Genomic DNA, 17,896 nt, shown 5'->3' on the forward strand with positions numbered 1-17,896 from the left:
GAACGGCCTGCGAACAGGCCACCCCCACGGCATATCCACCAGCGAAGACGTGACAGTCATTCTGCCGCGTCGGTGGGTCCGCGTGAGCCCGCGGCGTCACGGATCGCAAGATCCGCGGAGCGGCGGGGGAGACCACGACGCTGTCACCGTGCAGCACAACTAGGAGAGAACGTGCCAACCATTCAGCAGTTGGTTCGCAAGGGCCGCTCGCCCAAGGTCGCGAAGACCAAGGCGCCCGCGCTCAAGGCGAACCCGCAGCAGGCGGGTGTCTGCACCCGCGTGTACACGACCACCCCGAAGAAGCCGAACTCGGCGATGCGCAAGGTCGCCCGTGTCAAGCTCCGCAACGGCACCGAGGTCACCGCGTACATCCCCGGCGAGGGCCACAACCTGCAGGAGCACTCGCTCGTGCTCGTCCGCGGCGGTCGTGTGAAGGACCTCCCCGGTGTCCGCTACAAGATCGTCCGCGGTGCGCTCGACACCCAGGCTGTCAAGAACCGTAAGCAGGCTCGCAGCCGCTACGGCGCGAAGAAGGGCTGAGAAAGATGCCTCGCAAGGGACCCGCCCCGAAGCGCCCCGTCGTCAACGACCCGGTGTACGGCGCCCCCGTCGTCACCCAGCTCGTCAACAAGATCCTCGTCGACGGCAAGAAGTCGCTCGCCGAGTCGATCGTCTACGGCGCCCTCCGCGGCGTCGAGGCGAAGAACGGCCAGGACGCCGTCGCCACCCTCAAGAAGGCGCTCGACAACGTGCGCCCCACCCTCGAGGTCAAGTCGCGCCGCGTCGGCGGTTCGACCTACCAGGTGCCGGTCGAGGTCAAGCCTCACCGCGCCAACACGCTCGCTCTGCGCTGGCTCGTGAGCTACGCCAAGGGCCGTCGTGAGAAGACGATGACCGAGCGCCTCCAGAACGAGATCCTGGATGCCTCGAACGGCCTGGGTGCCGCGGTCAAGCGCCGCGAAGACACCCACAAGATGGCCGAGTCGAACCGCGCCTTCGCGCACTACCGCTGGTAATCAGCGCTCCGGTGGCCGGCCGGGGACGAACTCCCCGGCCGGCACCCCGCGACATCCCTCACCACACGTAAGGAAGACACCCCGTGGCACAAGAAGTGCTCACCGACCTCAACAAGGTCCGCAACATCGGCATCATGGCGCACATCGATGCCGGCAAGACGACGACGACCGAGCGCATTCTGTTCTACACGGGCGTCAACCACAAGATCGGTGAGACGCACGACGGCGCTGCCACCACCGACTGGATGGAGCAGGAGCAGGAGCGCGGCATCACGATCACGTCGGCCGCCGTGACCTGCTTCTGGGACAAGAACCAGATCAACATCATCGACACGCCCGGCCACGTCGACTTCACGGTCGAGGTCGAGCGTTCGCTGCGCGTCCTCGACGGCGCGGTCGCCGTCTTCGACGGCAAGGAGGGCGTCGAGCCCCAGTCCGAGACGGTGTGGCGCCAGGCCGACAAGTACGACGTGCCCCGCATCTGCTTCGTCAACAAGATGGACAAGCTGGGCGCCGACTTCTACTTCACGGTCGACACCATCGTCAACCGCCTGAAGGCGAGGCCTCTCGTGATCCAGCTGCCCATCGGCGCGGAGAACGACTTCGTCGGTGTCATCGACCTCGTCGAGATGCGCGCGCTGGTGTGGCCCGGCGATGCCAAGGGCGACGTGACCATGGGCGCCAAGTACGAGATCCAGGAGATCCCGGCCGACCTCGCCGACAAGGCCGCCGAGTACCGCGAGAAGCTGCTCGAGACGGTCGCCGAGTCCGACGAGCACCTGCTCGAGAAGTATTTCGGCGGTGAGGAGCTCACGGTCGCCGAGATCAAGGGCGCCATCCGCAAGCTCACCATCGCTTCGGAGCTCTACCCCGTGCTCTGCGGCTCGGCGTTCAAGAACCGCGGCGTGCAGCCGATGCTCGACGCGGTCGTGGACTACCTGCCGTCGCCGCTGGACGTCCCCGCCATCGAGGCGAAGGACCCGAAGAACGAAGAGATCATCATCGAGCGTCACGCCGACCGCGAGGAGCCGTTCGCGGCGCTCGCGTTCAAGATCGTGACGCACCCGTTCTTCGGTCGCCTCACCTACATCCGCGTCTACTCGGGTCACCTCGACTCCGGCGCCCAGGTCGTCAACGCGACCAAGGGCAAGAAGGAGCGCATCGGGAAGATCTTCCAGATGCACGCCAACAAGGAGATGCCGGTCGACTCGGTCACCGCCGGGCACATCTACGCCGTCATCGGCCTCAAGGACACCACGACCGGTGACACGCTGTCCGACAGCCAGAACCAGGTCGTCCTCGAGTCGATGACGTTCCCGGAGCCGGTCATCGAGGTCGCCATCGAGCCGAAGACCAAGGCCGACCAGGAGAAGCTGGGTCTCGCGATCCAGAAGCTCGCCGAAGAGGACCCGACGTTCCGCGTCGAGCAGAACTCCGAGACCGGCCAGACGGTCATCAAGGGCATGGGCGAGCTGCACCTCGACATCCTCGTGGACCGCATGAAGCGCGAGTTCAAGGTCGAGGCCAACGTCGGAAAGCCCCAGGTGGCCTACCGCGAGACGATCCGCAAGACCGTCGAGCGTCACGACTACACGCACAAGAAGCAGACCGGTGGTTCGGGTCAGTTCGCGAAGATCCAGTTCGCGCTCGAGCCCCTCGAGGTCACGGCCGACAAGACGTACGAGTTCGAGAACAAGGTCACCGGTGGCCGCATCCCGCGCGAGTACATCGAGCCGACCAACCAGGGCTTCCAGGACGCCATGAACGTCGGCGTGCTCGCCGGCTACCCCATGGTGGGCGTGAAGGCCATCCTCACGGACGGCGCGTCGCACGACGTCGACTCGTCCGAGATGGCGTTCAAGATCGCGGGCTCGATGGGCTTCAAGGAGGCCGTCCGCAAGGCGAACCCCGTCATCCTCGAGCCGCTCATGGCGGTCGAGGTGCGTACTCCCGAGGAGTACATGGGCGACGTCATCGGCGACCTGAACTCGCGTCGTGGCCAGATCCAGTCGATGGAGGACGCCCAGGGCGTCAAGGTCGTCCGCGCGCTGGTACCGCTCTCGGAGATGTTCGGCTACATCGGCGACCTGCGCTCGAAGACCTCGGGCCGCGCCGTGTACTCGATGGAGTTCGACAGCTACGCCGAGGTTCCTCGCAACGTGGCTGACGAGATCATCCAGAAGACCAAGGGCGAGTAAGCCCTGCCGGATGCCGGGGGCCCCGGCCCCCGGCATCCGTCCACAACTTCACACTGCTTCAACAGAACCCCTCTACTAAGCTAGAGAAATCCCCGTAGACGACCGGCGCACACCAGCGCCCGGAACATCTACACGAACGTCCTGAGGAGGACCCAGTGGCTAAGGCCAAGTTCGAGCGCACCAAGCCGCACGTGAACATCGGAACGATCGGTCACGTCGACCACGGCAAGACCACGCTCACCGCAGCGATCTCGAAGGTGCTCGCCGACAAGTACCCGTCGGCCACCAACGTGCAGCGCGACTTCGCGTCGATCGACTCGGCTCCCGAGGAGCGTCAGCGCGGCATCACGATCAACATCTCGCACGTCGAGTACGAGACCCCGAAGCGTCACTACGCTCACGTCGACGCCCCGGGTCACGCCGACTACATCAAGAACATGATCACCGGTGCCGCTCAGATGGACGGCGCGATCCTCGTGGTCGCCGCCACCGACGGCCCGATGGCGCAGACGCGCGAGCACGTGCTGCTCGCCAAGCAGGTCGGCGTGCCGTACCTGCTCGTCGCGCTCAACAAGTCGGACATGGTCGACGACGAGGAGATCCTGGAGCTCGTCGAGCTCGAGGTCCGCGAGCTGCTGTCGTCGCAGGACTTCGACGGCGACAACGCTCCCGTCGTGCGCGTCTCGGGCCTGAAGGCTCTCGAGGGCGACGAGAAGTGGACGCAGGCGATTCTCGACCTCATGGAGGCCGTCGACGAGTCGATCCCGGACCCGATCCGCGACAAGGACAAGCCGTTCCTGATGCCGATCGAGGACGTCTTCACCATCACCGGCCGTGGCACGGTCGTGACGGGTCGCGCCGAGCGCGGCACCCTCGCGATCAACTCCGAGGTCGAGATCGTGGGTCTGCGCCCGACGCAGAAGACGATCGTCACCGGTATCGAGATGTTCCACAAGCAGCTCGACGAGGCATGGGCCGGCGAGAACTGTGGTCTGCTCCTGCGCGGCACCAAGCGTGACGACGTCGAGCGCGGCCAGGTCGTCGTGAAGCCCGGTTCGGTCACCCCGCACACCAACTTCGAGGGCACGGCGTACATCCTGTCCAAGGAGGAGGGCGGCCGTCACAACCCGTTCTTCACGAACTACCGTCCGCAGTTCTACTTCCGCACCACCGACGTCACCGGCGTCATCACGCTGCCCGAGGGCACCGAGATGGTCATGCCCGGCGACACCACCGACATGACGGTCGAGCTGATCCAGCCGATCGCCATGGAGGAGGGCCTCGGCTACGCCATCCGTGAGGGTGGCCGCACCGTCGGCGCCGGCACGGTCACGAAGATCCTCAAGTAAGTTCTTCGCAACTGCGCAGCGAGAAGCCCCCGGGAATGATCCCGGGGGCTTCTCCGCGTCTGCGGGCGAACCCGATGGGCCAGGGTGTTGCCGAAGCCGCATCCGGCGACAGAATGGCAGGGATGCCCCACCGGGGGGAACGAAGGAGTGAGCATGGCTGGTTTCGACGACCTCGTCAATCAGGGCAAGGAGCTCTACGAGCAGAACAAGGACAAGATCGGCGAGTTCCTGAAGTCCGAGCAGGCCGAGGACATCAGCGACAAGGTGCTCGACGGCGCCTCCGATCTCGCCAAGAAGGTCGTTCCGGAGGAGCACCACGACACGGTCGACGACCTCCGCGGCAACGTCGACGGAGCAGTCGGCAACCAGTAGGCGTTGGATCCACGGAGAGGGCGGTCGCTCGGCGCGGCCGCCCTTTCGCATCGGGTTTGCAGCACCCACGCGGTGCGTCTTCTGGGAAACGGCCGAGCATACCCGCGTCGCGACACGCCCGAGTTTGCGACACGCCCGGGCTGCACGTAGACTAGTGAGGTTCCACATTCCGACGCCCCTCTTGGCGTGCGTCGGATCACTGCCAGGGCAGTGCATAGGCGGCGCACATGCGCAGGGTCCTAGGCCGCGGGCAGCAGAACCACCACATCTCGAATCCACCCACGGCGGAGCCTTGCTTCGCGCGCGGGGGAGAACGGATGCCGGGAGCAGCGCTTCGGCGCGATCCCCGGATTGACAGCAGAACAGCGGTGCAGCACGCCCCGCGAAAGCGGTGCAGAAGTGCCATGGCGCTTTGCGCCACGTGCGTCCAATGCCACAGGGGTATGACGCGAGAAAGAGAGTGAGCAGACAATGGCGGGACAGAAGATCCGCATTCGCCTGAAGTCGTACGACCACGAGGTCATCGACTCGTCGGCGCGCAAGATCGTCGACACCGTGACCCGTGCGGGCGCGACGGTCGTGGGCCCCGTGCCCCTTCCGACCGAGAAGAACGTGATCGCTGTGATCCGTTCTCCTCACAAGTACAAGGACAGCCGCGAGCACTTCGAGATGCGCACCCACAAGCGTCTGATCGACATCGTCGACCCGACGCCGAAGGCCGTCGACTCGCTCATGCGCCTCGACCTTCCGGCCGATGTCAACATCGAGATCAAGCTCTGAGGTTCGACATGGCTGACATCAACAACAAGGTTTCCAAGGGCCTGCTGGGCACCAAGCTCGGCATGACCCAGGTTTGGGACGAGAACGGCAAGCTCGTTCCCGTCACCGTCATCGAGATCGCTCCGAACATCGTGACCCAGGTCCGCACGCCGGAGAAGGACGGCTACAAGGCCGTCCAGATCGCGTACGGCCAGATCGACCCCCGCAAGGTGAACAAGCCCCAGACGGCCCACTTCGAGGCCGCCGGTGTCACCCCGCGCCGTCACCTCACCGAGATCCGCACCGCGGACGCCGCTGACTACTCACTCGGTCAGGAGCTCACGGTGGACGGCACGTTCGAGGCCGGCCAGCTGGTCGACGTCGTCGGCACCAGCAAGGGCAAGGGCACCGCGGGTGTCATGAAGCGCCACAACTTCAAGGGCGTCTCCGCTTCGCACGGTGCGCACCGCAACCACCGCAAGCCCGGTTCGATCGGCGCCTCGTCGACCCCGAGCCGCGTGTTCAAGGGCATGCGCATGGCCGGCCGTATGGGTGGCGAGCGCGTGACCGTCCTCAACCTCAAGGTGCACGCCATCGACGCCGAGAAGGGTCTGCTGCTCGTCAAGGGCGCCGTCCCCGGTGCTCGCGGCCGCATCGTCTACGTCCGCAACGCAGTGAAGGGTGCCTGATCTCATGGCTGACTCGACTCTCGCGCTCGACGTCGTGAAGGCAGACGGCAAGAAGGCCGGCTCCATCGAGCTGCCCGCCGCTCTGTTCGACGTCAAGACGAACATCCCGCTCATCCACCAGGTCGTCGTCGCGCAGCTCGCGGCGGCTCGCCAGGGCACCCACTCGACCAAGCGTCGCGGTGAGGTCTCGGGCGCCGGCCGCAAGCCCTTCAAGCAGAAGGGCACGGGTAACGCCCGCCAGGGCTCGATCCGCGCGCCGCACATGACCGGCGGTGGCATCGTCCACGGCCCGAAGCCGCGTGACTACTCGCAGCGCACCCCCAAGAAGATGATCGCGGCCGCCCTGCTGGGCGCGCTCAGCGACCGCGCTCGCGGCGAGCGCCTCCACGTCGTGGAGTCGTTCGGCATCGAGGGTGCTCCGTCGACCAAGGCCGCCGCTGCGGTCCTGACCGGACTCGGCGCCACCAAGAACGTGCTCGTCGTCGTGGACCGTTCGGACGACCTGAGCGTCCTGAGCGTCCGCAACATCCCGTTCGCGCACGTGCTGCCGGCTGACCAGCTCAACGCATACGACGTGCTCGTCTCGGACGACATCGTCTTCACCAAGGCCGCCTACGACGCGTTCGTCTCGTCGAAGACCGCCGCCACCGAGGAGGCCTCGGCATGACCGCCGTCAACAAGGACCCGCGCGACATCATCCTGAAGCCGGTCGTCTCGGAGAAGAGCTACGGGCTCATCGACGAGGGCAAGTACACCTTCCTGGTGGACCCCCGCGCCTCGAAGACCGAGATCAAGCTCGCGATCGAGAAGATCTTCGGTGTCAAGGTCGCCGCGGTCAACACGCTCAACCGCACGGGCAAGGCCCGCCGCACCCGCTTCGGCACCGGCAAGCGCAAGGACACCAAGCGCGCCATCGTGACCCTGAAGTCGGGCACCATCGACATCTTCACGGCAGTCGGCTGACGGTCGGGATAGAGGACTAGAGATATGGCTATTCGCAAGTACAAGCCCACGACCCCGGGTCGCCGCGGCTCGTCGGTGGCCGACTTCGCCGAGATCACCCGATCGACGCCCGAGAAGTCGCTCCTCCGCCCGCTCAGCAAGACCGGTGGTCGCAACAACCAGGGCCGCATCACCACCCGTCACATCGGTGGTGGCCACAAGCGCCAGTACCGCGTCATCGACTTCCGTCGCAACGACAAGGACGGCGTCAACGCCAAGGTCGCTCACATCGAGTACGACCCCAACCGCACCGCGCGCATCGCGCTCCTGCACTACTTCGACGGCGAGAAGCGCTACATCATCGCGCCGAACAAGCTGTCGCAGGGCGACATCGTCGAGTCGGGTCCCTCGGCCGACATCAAGCCGGGCAACAACCTGCCGCTGAAGAACATCCCCACCGGTACCGTGATCCACGCGATCGAGCTCCGCCCCGGCGGCGGCGCGAAGCTGGCCCGCTCGGCCGGTGCGTCGGTTCGCCTCGTGGCGAAGGACGGCCCCTACGCCCAGCTGCGTCTGCCCTCGGGCGAGATCCGCAACGTCGACGCGCGCTGCCGCGCGACCGTCGGCGAGGTCGGCAACGCCGAGCAGTCGAACATCAACTGGGGCAAGGCCGGCCGTAACCGCTGGAAGGGCATCCGCCCGACCGTCCGCGGTGTCGCCATGAACCCGGTCGACCACCCGCACGGTGGTGGTGAGGGCAAGACGTCCGGTGGTCGTCACCCGGTTTCGCCGTGGGGTCAGGCCGAGGGCCGCACCCGTCACGCGAACAAGGAAAGCGACAAGTACATCGTCCGTCGTCGCAACGCCGGCAAGAAGCGGAAGTAGGAGTAGAGGAAGATGCCTCGCAGCCTTAAGAAGGGCCCCTTCGTCGACGAGCACCTGCTTCGCAAGGTCGTCGTCCAGAACGAAGCCGGCACCAAGAACGTCATCAAGACCTGGTCGCGCCGTTCGATGATCATCCCGGCCATGCTGGGTCACACCATCGCCGTGCACGACGGACGCAAGCACATCCCCGTGTTCGTGTCCGAGACCATGGTCGGCCACAAGCTGGGCGAATTCGCGCCCACCCGCACCTTCCGCGGCCACGTGAAGGACGACAAGAAGGGCCGCCGCCGCTGACGCGGGGGCAGAGGAGAGAGAAATGGTGGAGTCCATCGCACGCGTGCGACACATCCGCGTGACCCCTCAGAAGGCTCGTCGTGTCGTCGCGCTCATCAAGGGCAAGCAGGCTGAGGAGGCCCTGGCCATCCTCAAGTTCGCGCCGCAGGGTGCGAGCGAGCCGATCTACAAGCTCGTCGCCTCGGCGATCGCGAATGCTCGCGTGAAGGCCGACAAGGACGGCGAGTACCTGGACGAGCAGGACCTGTACGTGAAGAACGCGTACGTCGACGAGGGCACGACGCTCAAGCGTTTCCAGCCCCGCGCACAGGGTCGCGCCTTCCAGATCAAGAAGCGCACCAGCCACATCACCGTCGTGCTCTCGACCCCCGAGGTCGCGGAGACGGCGCCGGCTGCCAAGAGCAAGAAGGCGAGCAAGTAATGGGACAGAAGGTCCACCCCTACGGCTTCCGCCTCGGCATCACCACTGACCACGTGTCGCGTTGGTTCTCGGACTCGACGAAGCCCGGGCAGCGTTACGCCGACTACGTCGCCGAGGACATCCGTATCCGCAAGCTCCTGCAGACCCAGCTCGACCGGGCCGGCGTGAGCAACATCGAGATCGAGCGCACCCGTGACCGCGTTCGCGTCGACATCCACACCGCCCGTCCGGGCATCGTGATCGGTCGCCGCGGCGCCGAGGCCGAGCGCATCCGCGCCGACCTCGAGAAGCTCACCGGCAAGCAGATCCAGCTGAACATCCTCGAGGTCAAGAACCCCGAGGCCGACGCGCAGCTCGTCGCGCAGGGCATCGCCGAGCAGCTCAGCGCTCGTGTGGCGTTCCGCCGCGCGATGCGCAAGGGCCTGCAGGGCGCTCAGCGCGCCGGCGCCAAGGGCGTCCGCATCCAGGTCTCCGGCCGCCTCGGCGGCGCCGAGATGAGCCGTTCGGAGTTCTACCGCGAGGGTCGTGTGCCGCTGCACACGCTGCGCGCGAACATCGACTACGGCTTCTACGAGGCGAAGACCACCTTCGGCCGCATCGGCGTGAAGGTCTGGATCTACAAGGGCGACCTGACCAACAAGGAGCTCGCCCGCGAGCAGGCCAACGCGCCGAAGTCCGACCGTCGTCGTGACGACCGTCGTGGCGGCCCGCGTGGCGACCGCGGCGAGCGTGGCGGCGACCGCCGCAACGAGGCCCCCGTGGCAGAAGGAGCGTCGGCGTAATGCTCATCCCCCGCAAGGTCAAGTACCGCAAGCAGCACCACCCCGGCCGCAGCGGCCAGGCCACCGGCGGCACGAAGGTCTCCTTCGGCGAGTTCGGCATCCAGGCCCTGACGCCCGCGTACGTGACGAACCGTCAGATCGAGTCCGCTCGTATCGCGATGACCCGTCACATCAAGCGTGGCGGCAAGGTGTGGATCAACATCTACCCCGACCGTCCGCTCACCAAGAAGCCGGCCGAAACCCGCATGGGTTCCGGTAAGGGCTCGCCGGAGTGGTGGGTCGCGAACGTCAAGCCGGGTCGCGTCCTCTTCGAGGTCGCCGGCGTCAACGAGCAGCTCGCTCGCGAGGCCCTGACCCGTGCCATCCACAAGCTGCCGCTCAAGGCACGCATCATCAAGCGCGAGGAGGGCGACGCGTAATGGCGATCGGCACCAAGACGCTCGCTCCGAGCGAGCTCGACACGTTCGAAGACCAGCGCCTCGTCGAGGAGCTGCGTAAGGCCAAGGAAGAGCTGTTCAACCTGCGCTTCCAGTCGGCCACCGGCCAGCTCGAGAGCCACGGCCGCATCCGTGCGGTCAAGCGTGACATCGCGCGGCTCTACACGGTGATCCGTGAGCGCGAGCTCGGCATCCGTGCCACGCCTGCGCCGCTGGAGACCGCGACGAAGGCGAAGAAGACGAAGGCCAAGAAGGCGGATGCCGCTGACGAGGCCGCGAAGGAAGAGGCCGAGTGATGGCTGACACGAAGAAGGCCGCTGCCGCGGTCGAGACCAAGGGCCACGAGTCGTCCGAGCACGACGTGCGCGACGCCGACGCCCGCGGCTACCGCAAGGCGCGCCGTGGCTACGTCGTCAGCGACAAGATGGACAAGACCATCGTCGTCGAGGTCGAGGACCGCGTGAAGCACCCGCTTTACGGCAAGGTCATCCGCCGCACCTCCAAGGTGAAGGCGCACGACGAGACCAACTCCGCCGGCATCGGCGACCTCGTCCTCATCAACGAGACCCGACCGCTGTCCGCCACGAAGCGCTGGCGTCTGGTCGAGATCCTGGAGAAGGCCAAGTGATTCAGACCGAGTCCCGCCTCAAGGTCGCCGACAACACGGGCGCCAAGGAGCTGCTCACGATCCGCGTGCTCGGTGGTTCCAACCGCCGTTACGCCGGTCTGGGCGACATCATCGTGGCGACCGTCAAGGACGCGATCCCCGGCGGCAACGTCAAGAAGGGCGACGTGGTCAAGGCCGTCGTCGTCCGCACCGTCAAGCAGACCCGTCGTCCCGACGGCTCGTACATCAAGTTCGACGAGAACGCCGCCGTCATCCTGAAGAACGACGGGGAGCCCCGCGGCACCCGTATCTTCGGCCCGGTCGGTCGTGAGCTTCGCGACAAGAAGTTCATGAAGATCGTCTCGCTCGCACCGGAGGTGATCTGACCCATGGCCAAGATCAAGAAGGGTGACCTGGTTCAGGTCATCACGGGCAAGAAGCAGGACAAGGGCGGCGACCGCGGCAAGCAGGGCAAGGTCCTCGAGGTCCTCGCCGAGCAGAACCGCGTCATCGTCGAGGGCGTCAACTACGTCACGAAGCACAACCGCGTCGGCCAGTCGCAGCGCGGCACCAAGACGGGCGGCATCGAGACGATGGAAGCCCCGATCCACATCTCCAACGTCCAGGTCGTCGACCCCTCGACCAAGAAGCCGACGCGTGTCGGTCACCGTGTCGAGGAGCAGACCAAGGACGGCGTGAAGCGCACGGTCCGCGTGCGCTACGCGAAGAAGTCAGGCAAGGACCTCTGAACATGAGCACCACCACTGCCGTGGAGGCTGGCAAGATCCAGCCCCGCCTGAAGCAGAAGTACAACGCCGAGATCAAGAAGGCTCTGCAGGAGGAGTTCGGCTACCCGAACGTCATGCAGATCCCCGGCCTGGTCAAGGTCGTCGTGAACACCGGTGTCGGCGAGGCAGCTCGCGACAGCAAGGTGATCGACGGTGCGGTCGAGGACCTCACCAAGATCACCGGTCAGAAGCCGGTCGTCACCAAGGCTCGCAAGTCGATCGCGCAGTTCAAGCTGCGCGAGGGCCAGGCCATCGGCGCGCACGTCACCCTCCGTGGTGACCGCGCGTGGGAGTTCCTGGACCGCCTGGTCAACCTCGCCCTGCCCCGCATCCGCGACTTCCGCGGTCTGTCGGCCACGCAGTTCGACGGTCACGGCAACTACACCTTCGGTCTCCAGGAGCAGTCGGTGTTCCACGAGATCAACCAGGACAAGATCGACCGCGTCCGCGGCTTCGACATCACTGTGGTGACGTCGGCGACGACGGATGCCGAGGGCCGCGCGCTCCTGCGTCACCTGGGCTTCCCGTTCAAGTCGGACGACGCCCAGGCGTGATTTCACGGATGCCTCGGTCCGGGCGCGAGCGCGGGCCGAGGCATCCTGAATGCATAACTGAATACGGACATCATGGAAGGTCGTCTGGCGTGTAACGCCAGCCGAAACCTCGTGAACAAAGGAATCAACAAATGACAATGACAGACCCGGTCGCAGACATGCTGACCCGTCTGCGCAACGCGAACTCGGCGCACCACGACTCCGTGTCGCTGCCGAGCTCCAAGCTCAAGACCCACATCGCCGAGATCCTCAAGCAGGAGGGCTACATCTCGTCCTGGGAGGTCAGCGACGCCCGCGTCGGCCAGACCCTCACCCTGACGCTGAAGTACGGCCCGAACCGCGAGCGGTCGATCGCCGGCATCAAGCGCGTCTCGAAGCCCGGCCTCCGCGTCTACGCGAAGTCGACCGAGATCCCCCGCGTGCTGGGCGGCCTCGGCGTCGCGATCCTGTCCACCTCCTCCGGTCTCCTCACGGACCGTCAGGCCGAGCAGAAGGGCGTGGGTGGGGAAGTCCTCGCCTACGTGTGGTGATCTGACATGTCGCGTATCGGTCGTCTCCCGATCGACATCCCCGCTGGTGTGACCGTCTCGGTCGAGGGCCAGGATGTCGCCGTCAAGGGCCCCAAGGGCGAGCTCACGCTCTCCGTGGCGCGTCCCATCGAAGTCAAGGTCGAAGAGGGCCAGGTCGTCGTGACCCGCCCCGACGACGAGCGCGCCTCGCGTTCGCTCCACGGCCTGACCCGCACGCTCATCAACAACAACATCATCGGTGTCACCCAGGGCTACACCAAGGGTCTCGAGGTCGTCGGCACGGGTTACCGCGTCGCGCAGAAGGGCACGGCGGTCGAGTTCGCTCTCGGCTTCTCGCACCCCGTCCTCGTCGAGGCTCCCGCGGGCATCACCCTGACCGTCGAGGGCAACAACAAGCTCACGGTCTCGGGCATCGACAAGCAGGCTGTCGGCGAGGCCGCGGCCAACATCCGCAAGATCCGCAAGCCCGAGCCGTACAAGGGCAAGGGTGTGCGCTACGCCGGCGAGGTCGTCCGGCGCAAGGCCGGAAAGGCTGGTAAGTAACCATGGCTGTGAAGTCGAAGTCCGACGCGCGCGCGCGTCGTCACGCCCGCCTTCGCAAGAAGGTCGTCGGCACGCCCGAGCGTCCGCGCCTGGTCGTCACCCGTTCGGCGCGTCACGTCTTCGTGCAGATCGTCGACGACAGCAAGGGCCACACGCTGGCCTCGGCCTCGACCCTCGAGACCGACCTGCGTGTGTCCGACGCCGACAAGACCGCCAAGGCCCGCAAGGTCGGCGAGCTCCTCGCGGAGCGCGCCAAGGCCGCCGGTGTCTCGGATGTCGTGTTCGACCGTGGCGGCAACCGCTACGCCGGCCGTGTCGCGGCGATCGCCGACGGCGCCCGCGAGGGAGGTCTGAACCTGTGAGTGACAACAAGGAGAACATCGTGACCGAGCAGGCTGCTGCCGAGGCTCCGGCCGAGGCCGCCACCGCGCCCGCCGAGCGCGAGCGCGAGCCGCGCCGCGGTGGTCGCGAGCGCAACCAGACCCGCGGTGACCGCGGTGGCCGCGACCGCAACGAGAGCCAGTTCCTCGAGCGCGTCGTCACCATCAACCGCGTGTCGAAGGTCGTCAAGGGTGGTCGTCGCTTCAGCTTCACCGCGCTCGTCGTCGTCGGCGACGGCAACGGTGTGGTGGGCGTCGGCTACGGCAAGGCCCGCGAGGTGCCGCTGGCGATCTCGAAGGGTGTCGAAGAGGCCAAGCGCAACTTCTTCCGCGTGCCCCGCGTCGGCTCGACCATCCCGCACCCGGTGCAGGGTGAGGCCGCTGCCGGTGTGGTGCTCCTGCGCCCGGCCGCTGCCGGTACCGGTGTCATCGCCGGTGGTCCGGTGCGTGCCGTGCTCGAGTGCGCCGGTATCCACGACGTGCTGTCGAAGTCGCTCGGCTCGTCGAACACGATCAACATCGTCCACGCGACGGTGGAGGCCCTGAAGCAGCTCGAGGAGCCCCGTGCGGTCGCCGCGCGTCGTGGCCTCGACTTCGACCAGGTCGCCCCCGCTCGTCTCGTCCGTGCCGAGGCTGAGGCCGCGGCCGCTGCGAAGGCAGGTGTCTGATGGCTGCGCGTCTGAAGGTCACGCAGGTCAAGTCCAAGGTGAGCGAGAAGCAGAACCAGCGCGACACGCTGCGTTCGCTCGGTCTGAAGCGGATCGGCGACTCGGTCGTCCGTCCCGACGACGCGCAGACGCGCGGTTACGTGCGGACCGTCGCCCACCTCGTGAAGGTTGAGGAGATCGACTGATGGCTGAGAAGAACGAAGCCGTCGAGGCCGAGAAGGCCCCGAAGAAGGCTGCCGCTCCCAAGGCTGCTGCCGAGAAGAAGGCGCCTGCGAAGGCTGCCGCTGCCAAGGCGGAGAAGGCTCCGGCCAAGGCTCCCGCCAAGAAGGCCGCGCCGAAGAAGGATGCCCCGGCCTCGCGCCCGGGCGTGCTCAAGGTGCACCACCTGCGTCCGGTCCCGGGCTCGAACACCCCCAAGACCCGCGTGGGTCGCGGTGAGGGCTCGAAGGGCAAGACCGCGGGCCGCGGTACCAAGGGTACGAAGGCTCGCTACCAGGTCAAGGTGGGCTTCGAGGGTGGCCAGATGCCGCTGCACATGCGCACCCCGAAGCTGCGCGGGTTCAAGAACCCGTTCCGCGTCGAGTACCAGGTCGTGAACCTGGACAAGCTCGCGGAGCTGTACCCGGCCGGTGGCGACGTCACCGTCGGCGACCTGGTCGCCAAGGGTGCGGTGCGCAAGAACGAGAAGGTCAAGGTGCTCGGCACCGGCGACATCTCGGTGAAGCTCAACGTGTCGGTCGACAAGGTCTCGGGTTCCGCCGAGCAGAAGATCGTCGCCGCGGGCGGCACCGTCGCGGCGGCCGCGGCAGCCGTCAAGTAGTACACACACAGTGGGGGTCGGAGCTTGCTCCGGCCCCCACTGGGTTACCCTGGACGTCGGCACGTCGTGCGTGCCGGCATCCCCTCTGGAGGAGTCCTCTTGTTCAGCGCCATCGCGCGGGTCTTCCGCACTCCCGACCTGCGGCGGAAGATCGCATTCACTCTGGCGATCATCGCCCTGTACCGCTTCGGCGCGCACGTGCCGGCGCCGTTCGTCGACTTCCCGAACGTGCAGTCGTGTCTGCAGCAGTCCTCGGGGACCGAGGGACTGCTCTCGCTGGTCAACCTGTTCTCGGGCGGGGCGCTGCTGCAGCTGTCGATCTTCGCGCTCGGCGTCATGCCGTACATCACCGCGACGATCATCGTGCAGCTGCTGCGTGTGGTCATCCCGCACTTCGAGGCCCTCTACAAGGAAGGCCAGGCGGGTCAGGCCCGGCTGACGCAGTACACGCGCTACCTCACGATCGCGCTGGCTCTCCTCCAGTCCACGACGCTCGTCACCGTCGCCCGCAGCGGTCAGCTGTTCGGCACCACGAACGTCCCCGAGTGCGAGCAGCTGCTCACCAACGACGTGTGGTGGGCGCAGCTCCTCATGATCATCACGATGACCGCCGGAACCGGCCTCATCATGTGGTTCGCCGAGCTCGTCACCGAGCGCGGCATCGGCAACGGCATGTCGCTGCTGATCTTCACCTCGATCGCCGCGCAGTTCCCCGTCGCGATGTGGGCCATCTGGCAGTCGAAGGGCTTCGAGGTCTTCCTGCTCGTCCTCGCCGTCGGCATCGTCGTGGTCGCGCTCGTCGTCTTCGTCGAGCAGTCGCAGCGCCGCATCCCGGTGCAGTACGCCAAGCGCATGGTGGGTCGCCGCACCTACGGCGGCACCAACACCTACATCCCGATCAAGGTGAACATGGCCGGCGTCGTGCCCGTCATCTTCGCCTCGTCGCTGCTGTACATCCCCGCCCTCATCGCGCAGTTCAACCAGCCGCAGGCGGGCGAAGAGGTTCCGGGCTGGGTCTCGTGGATCCAGCTGTACCTGGTGCGCGGCGACCACCCGCTGTATATGATCCTGTACTTCCTGCTCATCGTCGGGTTCACCTACTTCTACGTCGCGATCACGTTCAACCCGGTCGAGGTCGCCGACAACATGAAGAAGTACGGCGGCTTCATCCCCGGCATCCGCGCGGGCCGTCCGACGGCCGAGTACCTCGACTACGTGCTCACGCGCATCACCCTCCCCGGCTCGATCTACCTCGGTCTGATCGCGCTCCTCCCGCTCATCGCTCTGGCGACGGTCGGCGCCAACCAGAACTTCCCGTTCGGCGGCGCCTCGATCCTCATCATCGTCGGCGTCGGCCTCGAGACGGTGAAGCAGATCGACGCGCAGCTGCAGCAGCGCCACTACGAAGGGCTCCTCCGATGACGCGACTCCTGATCGTCGGCCCGCAGGGTTCGGGCAAGGGCACGCAGGGCATCCGCATCGCGGAGGCGTTCGGCATCCCCTCCGTCTCGACCGGCGACGTCTTCCGCGGCGCCGTCGCGGCCGGCACCGAGCTCGGCACGCAGGTCAAGGCCATCATCGAGGCGGGCGACCTGGTCCCCGACGAGCTGACGAGCGCCGTCGTGCGCGAGCGTCTGTCGGAGCCGGACGCGGCCGAGGGCTTCCTCCTCGACGGCTACCCGCGCAACCTCGTCCAGGTCATGCACCTCGACGAGTTCCTCGAGGGCTTCGACGAGGCGCTGGACGCCGTCATCGAGCTCGACGTGCCCCGCGACGAGAGCATCGCCCGGCTGTCGCGCCGTGCCGCCGAGCAGGGCCGCAGCGACGACACCGAAGAGGTCATCGCGAACCGTCTGGCGATCTACGAGCGCGAGACCGCGCCCATCCTCGACGTGTACCGCACACGTGGCATCGTCGACCGCATCGACGGCGTCGGCTCCCTCGACGAGATCACCGGCCGCATCATCGCCGCGCTCGAGGCCCGTGGTCTCGTGCGTGCCGCGGCCGCCTGAGCCGTGGCGCTGCGTCGTTCCATCTACAAGTCGCCCGCTCAGCTGCGGGCGATGGTCGAGCCGGGCCTGATCACCGCGGCCGCGCTGGACGCGGTGCGGGGACTGATCGCTCCCGGGGTCACCACGGGCGAGCTGGATGCCGCGGCATCCGCCGTCATCACCGCTCGCGGTGCGAAGTCCAACTTCCAGATGGTGCGCGGCTACCGCCACACGATCTGCGCGTCGGTCAACGACGAGGTCGTGCACGGTATCCCGGGCGATCGCGTGCTCGCGGCCGGTGACATCCTGTCGATCGACGCCGGCGCCGAGTTCAAGGGCTGGAACGGCGACTCCGCCTTCACCGTGGTGCTGCCCGACGACGCCCGGCCGGAGGTCGTCGCCGAGCGGCAGCGGCTGTCGGACGTGACCGAGGGCTCGCTCTGGGCCGGCATCGCAGCCCTCGCGACGGCGACGCACATCGGCCAGGTGGGCACCGCCATCCAGGAGTACATCGAGGCGAACTCGCCGGAGTCCGGCACGTACGGCATCCTCCGCGAGTACGTCGGCCACGGCATCGGCCGCAAGATGCACGAGTCGCCGTCGGTGTTCAACTACCGCGTGGCAGACCCGGGACCGGAGGTGCGTCCGGGGCTCGTCCTCGCGATCGAGCCGATGGTCGTGATCGGCGACCAGGCCACCTTCATCGAGGACGATGGATGGACGGTCTCGACGGTCGACGGCACGATGGGCTCCCACTGGGAGCACAGCGTGGCCGTGCACGATGACGGAATCTGGGTGCTGACGGCACCCGACGGCGGTGCCGCGGGCCTGGAGGCCTTCGGCGTGACACCCCGCGCGATCGCCTAGGGAG

The 17,896-nt window shown here is 66.8% G+C and carries 28 protein-coding genes; all 28 read left to right on the forward strand.

Going from position 1 to position 17,896, the window contains the following annotated elements:
• Positions 1-171: 171 nt before the first annotated feature.
• The 28 genes from rpsL to map all read left to right on the forward strand — a co-directional run bounded on the left by rpsL (position 172) and on the right by map (position 17,892).
• The gene (rpsL, locus tag AC1DDU_RS10220) at positions 172-540 is read left to right on the forward strand and encodes a 30S ribosomal protein S12 (RefSeq protein ID WP_071044913.1); all 369 of its coding nucleotides are present in this window, start codon (positions 172-174) and stop codon (positions 538-540) included.
• A gap of 5 nt (positions 541-545) precedes the next feature.
• On the forward strand, positions 546-1,016 hold the full coding sequence (rpsG, locus tag AC1DDU_RS10225; RefSeq protein ID WP_106816549.1) for a 30S ribosomal protein S7: 471 nt from the start codon (positions 546-548) through the stop codon (positions 1,014-1,016).
• 83 nt (positions 1,017-1,099) lie between these two features.
• Positions 1,100-3,214, forward strand: coding sequence for an elongation factor G (gene fusA, locus AC1DDU_RS10230; protein WP_477433737.1), 2,115 nt, complete (start codon positions 1,100-1,102; stop codon positions 3,212-3,214).
• A gap of 155 nt (positions 3,215-3,369) precedes the next feature.
• Positions 3,370-4,563, forward strand: coding sequence for an elongation factor Tu (gene tuf, locus AC1DDU_RS10235; protein WP_477433739.1), 1,194 nt, complete (start codon positions 3,370-3,372; stop codon positions 4,561-4,563).
• Between the two features lie 153 nt (positions 4,564-4,716).
• Positions 4,717-4,935 (forward strand): hypothetical protein, encoded by a 219-nt coding sequence (locus AC1DDU_RS10240; protein ID WP_477433741.1) that lies wholly within the window; start codon positions 4,717-4,719, stop codon positions 4,933-4,935.
• Positions 4,936-5,406: 471 nt separating this feature from the next.
• On the forward strand, positions 5,407-5,715 hold the full coding sequence (rpsJ, locus tag AC1DDU_RS10245; protein ID WP_106816553.1) for a 30S ribosomal protein S10: 309 nt from the start codon (positions 5,407-5,409) through the stop codon (positions 5,713-5,715).
• Between the two features lie 8 nt (positions 5,716-5,723).
• Entirely contained in the window at positions 5,724-6,383 is a 660-nt protein-coding gene (gene rplC / locus AC1DDU_RS10250) for a 50S ribosomal protein L3 (protein ID WP_477433743.1), read from the forward strand.
• Between the two features lie 4 nt (positions 6,384-6,387).
• Complete coding sequence (rplD, locus tag AC1DDU_RS10255) at positions 6,388-7,050, forward strand: 50S ribosomal protein L4 (RefSeq protein WP_477433745.1); 663 nt, start codon at positions 6,388-6,390, stop codon at positions 7,048-7,050.
• Entirely contained in the window at positions 7,047-7,346 is a 300-nt protein-coding gene (rplW, locus tag AC1DDU_RS10260; protein WP_045301485.1) for a 50S ribosomal protein L23, read from the forward strand. Before rplD ends, rplW begins: the two co-directional genes overlap by 4 nt.
• A 24-nt stretch (positions 7,347-7,370) precedes the next feature.
• A complete protein-coding gene (gene rplB, locus AC1DDU_RS10265; RefSeq protein ID WP_477433747.1) occupies positions 7,371-8,210 on the forward strand; it encodes a 50S ribosomal protein L2 in 840 nt (279 codons plus the stop codon).
• A gap of 12 nt (positions 8,211-8,222) precedes the next feature.
• Entirely contained in the window at positions 8,223-8,504 is a 282-nt protein-coding gene (rpsS, locus tag AC1DDU_RS10270; RefSeq protein ID WP_045275479.1) for a 30S ribosomal protein S19, read from the forward strand.
• A 22-nt stretch (positions 8,505-8,526) separates the two neighbouring features.
• Positions 8,527-8,925 (forward strand): 50S ribosomal protein L22, encoded by a 399-nt coding sequence (rplV, locus tag AC1DDU_RS10275; protein ID WP_109210486.1) that lies wholly within the window; start codon positions 8,527-8,529, stop codon positions 8,923-8,925.
• The gene (gene rpsC, locus AC1DDU_RS10280; protein WP_426323912.1) at positions 8,925-9,707 is read left to right on the forward strand and encodes a 30S ribosomal protein S3; all 783 of its coding nucleotides are present in this window, start codon (positions 8,925-8,927) and stop codon (positions 9,705-9,707) included. Before rplV ends, rpsC begins: the two co-directional genes overlap by 1 nt.
• Positions 9,707-10,126, forward strand: a complete 420-nt coding sequence (gene rplP / locus AC1DDU_RS10285; RefSeq protein WP_029145865.1) for a 50S ribosomal protein L16 — start codon at positions 9,707-9,709, stop codon at positions 10,124-10,126. Before rpsC ends, rplP begins: the two co-directional genes overlap by 1 nt.
• Positions 10,126-10,440 (forward strand): 50S ribosomal protein L29, encoded by a 315-nt coding sequence (gene rpmC, locus AC1DDU_RS10290; RefSeq protein ID WP_045301493.1) that lies wholly within the window; start codon positions 10,126-10,128, stop codon positions 10,438-10,440. The genes rplP and rpmC overlap by 1 nt, the downstream gene beginning before the upstream one ends.
• Positions 10,440-10,772, forward strand: coding sequence for a 30S ribosomal protein S17 (gene rpsQ, locus AC1DDU_RS10295; protein WP_477433750.1), 333 nt, complete (start codon positions 10,440-10,442; stop codon positions 10,770-10,772). The genes rpmC and rpsQ overlap by 1 nt, the downstream gene beginning before the upstream one ends.
• Positions 10,769-11,137, forward strand: a complete 369-nt coding sequence (rplN, locus tag AC1DDU_RS10300; protein WP_191172194.1) for a 50S ribosomal protein L14 — start codon at positions 10,769-10,771, stop codon at positions 11,135-11,137. The genes rpsQ and rplN overlap by 4 nt, the downstream gene beginning before the upstream one ends.
• A gap of 3 nt (positions 11,138-11,140) precedes the next feature.
• Positions 11,141-11,500 carry a 50S ribosomal protein L24 gene (gene rplX, locus AC1DDU_RS10305; protein WP_159846873.1) on the forward strand — a complete coding sequence of 120 codons (360 nt, stop codon included), beginning with the start codon at positions 11,141-11,143 and terminating at the stop codon, positions 11,498-11,500.
• A gap of 2 nt (positions 11,501-11,502) precedes the next feature.
• The gene (gene rplE, locus AC1DDU_RS10310; RefSeq protein WP_477433753.1) at positions 11,503-12,093 is read left to right on the forward strand and encodes a 50S ribosomal protein L5; all 591 of its coding nucleotides are present in this window, start codon (positions 11,503-11,505) and stop codon (positions 12,091-12,093) included.
• 131 nt (positions 12,094-12,224) lie between these two features.
• On the forward strand, positions 12,225-12,623 hold the full coding sequence (gene rpsH / locus AC1DDU_RS10315; protein ID WP_318354393.1) for a 30S ribosomal protein S8: 399 nt from the start codon (positions 12,225-12,227) through the stop codon (positions 12,621-12,623).
• Positions 12,624-12,629: 6 nt separating this feature from the next.
• A complete protein-coding gene (rplF, locus tag AC1DDU_RS10320) occupies positions 12,630-13,166 on the forward strand; it encodes a 50S ribosomal protein L6 (protein WP_477433755.1) in 537 nt (178 codons plus the stop codon).
• 2 nt (positions 13,167-13,168) lie between these two features.
• Positions 13,169-13,528 (forward strand): 50S ribosomal protein L18, encoded by a 360-nt coding sequence (gene rplR, locus AC1DDU_RS10325; protein ID WP_336398083.1) that lies wholly within the window; start codon positions 13,169-13,171, stop codon positions 13,526-13,528.
• The gene (rpsE, locus tag AC1DDU_RS10330) at positions 13,525-14,214 is read left to right on the forward strand and encodes a 30S ribosomal protein S5 (RefSeq protein ID WP_141892567.1); all 690 of its coding nucleotides are present in this window, start codon (positions 13,525-13,527) and stop codon (positions 14,212-14,214) included. Before rplR ends, rpsE begins: the two co-directional genes overlap by 4 nt.
• A complete protein-coding gene (gene rpmD / locus AC1DDU_RS10335) occupies positions 14,214-14,399 on the forward strand; it encodes a 50S ribosomal protein L30 (protein WP_018171461.1) in 186 nt (61 codons plus the stop codon). The genes rpsE and rpmD overlap by 1 nt, the downstream gene beginning before the upstream one ends.
• Entirely contained in the window at positions 14,399-15,034 is a 636-nt protein-coding gene (gene rplO, locus AC1DDU_RS10340; RefSeq protein ID WP_477433757.1) for a 50S ribosomal protein L15, read from the forward strand. The genes rpmD and rplO overlap by 1 nt, the downstream gene beginning before the upstream one ends.
• A 99-nt stretch (positions 15,035-15,133) precedes the next feature.
• Entirely contained in the window at positions 15,134-16,456 is a 1,323-nt protein-coding gene (gene secY, locus AC1DDU_RS10345; RefSeq protein WP_477433759.1) for a preprotein translocase subunit SecY, read from the forward strand.
• Entirely contained in the window at positions 16,453-17,046 is a 594-nt protein-coding gene (locus tag AC1DDU_RS10350) for an adenylate kinase (protein WP_477433761.1), read from the forward strand. Before secY ends, AC1DDU_RS10350 begins: the two co-directional genes overlap by 4 nt.
• Positions 17,047-17,049: 3 nt before the next feature.
• Entirely contained in the window at positions 17,050-17,892 is an 843-nt protein-coding gene (gene map / locus AC1DDU_RS10355) for a type I methionyl aminopeptidase (RefSeq protein ID WP_477433763.1), read from the forward strand.
• The last annotated feature ends 4 nt before the right edge of the window (positions 17,893-17,896 follow it).

It is taken from the genome of Microbacterium sp. 05T445 (genome assembly GCF_056395865.1).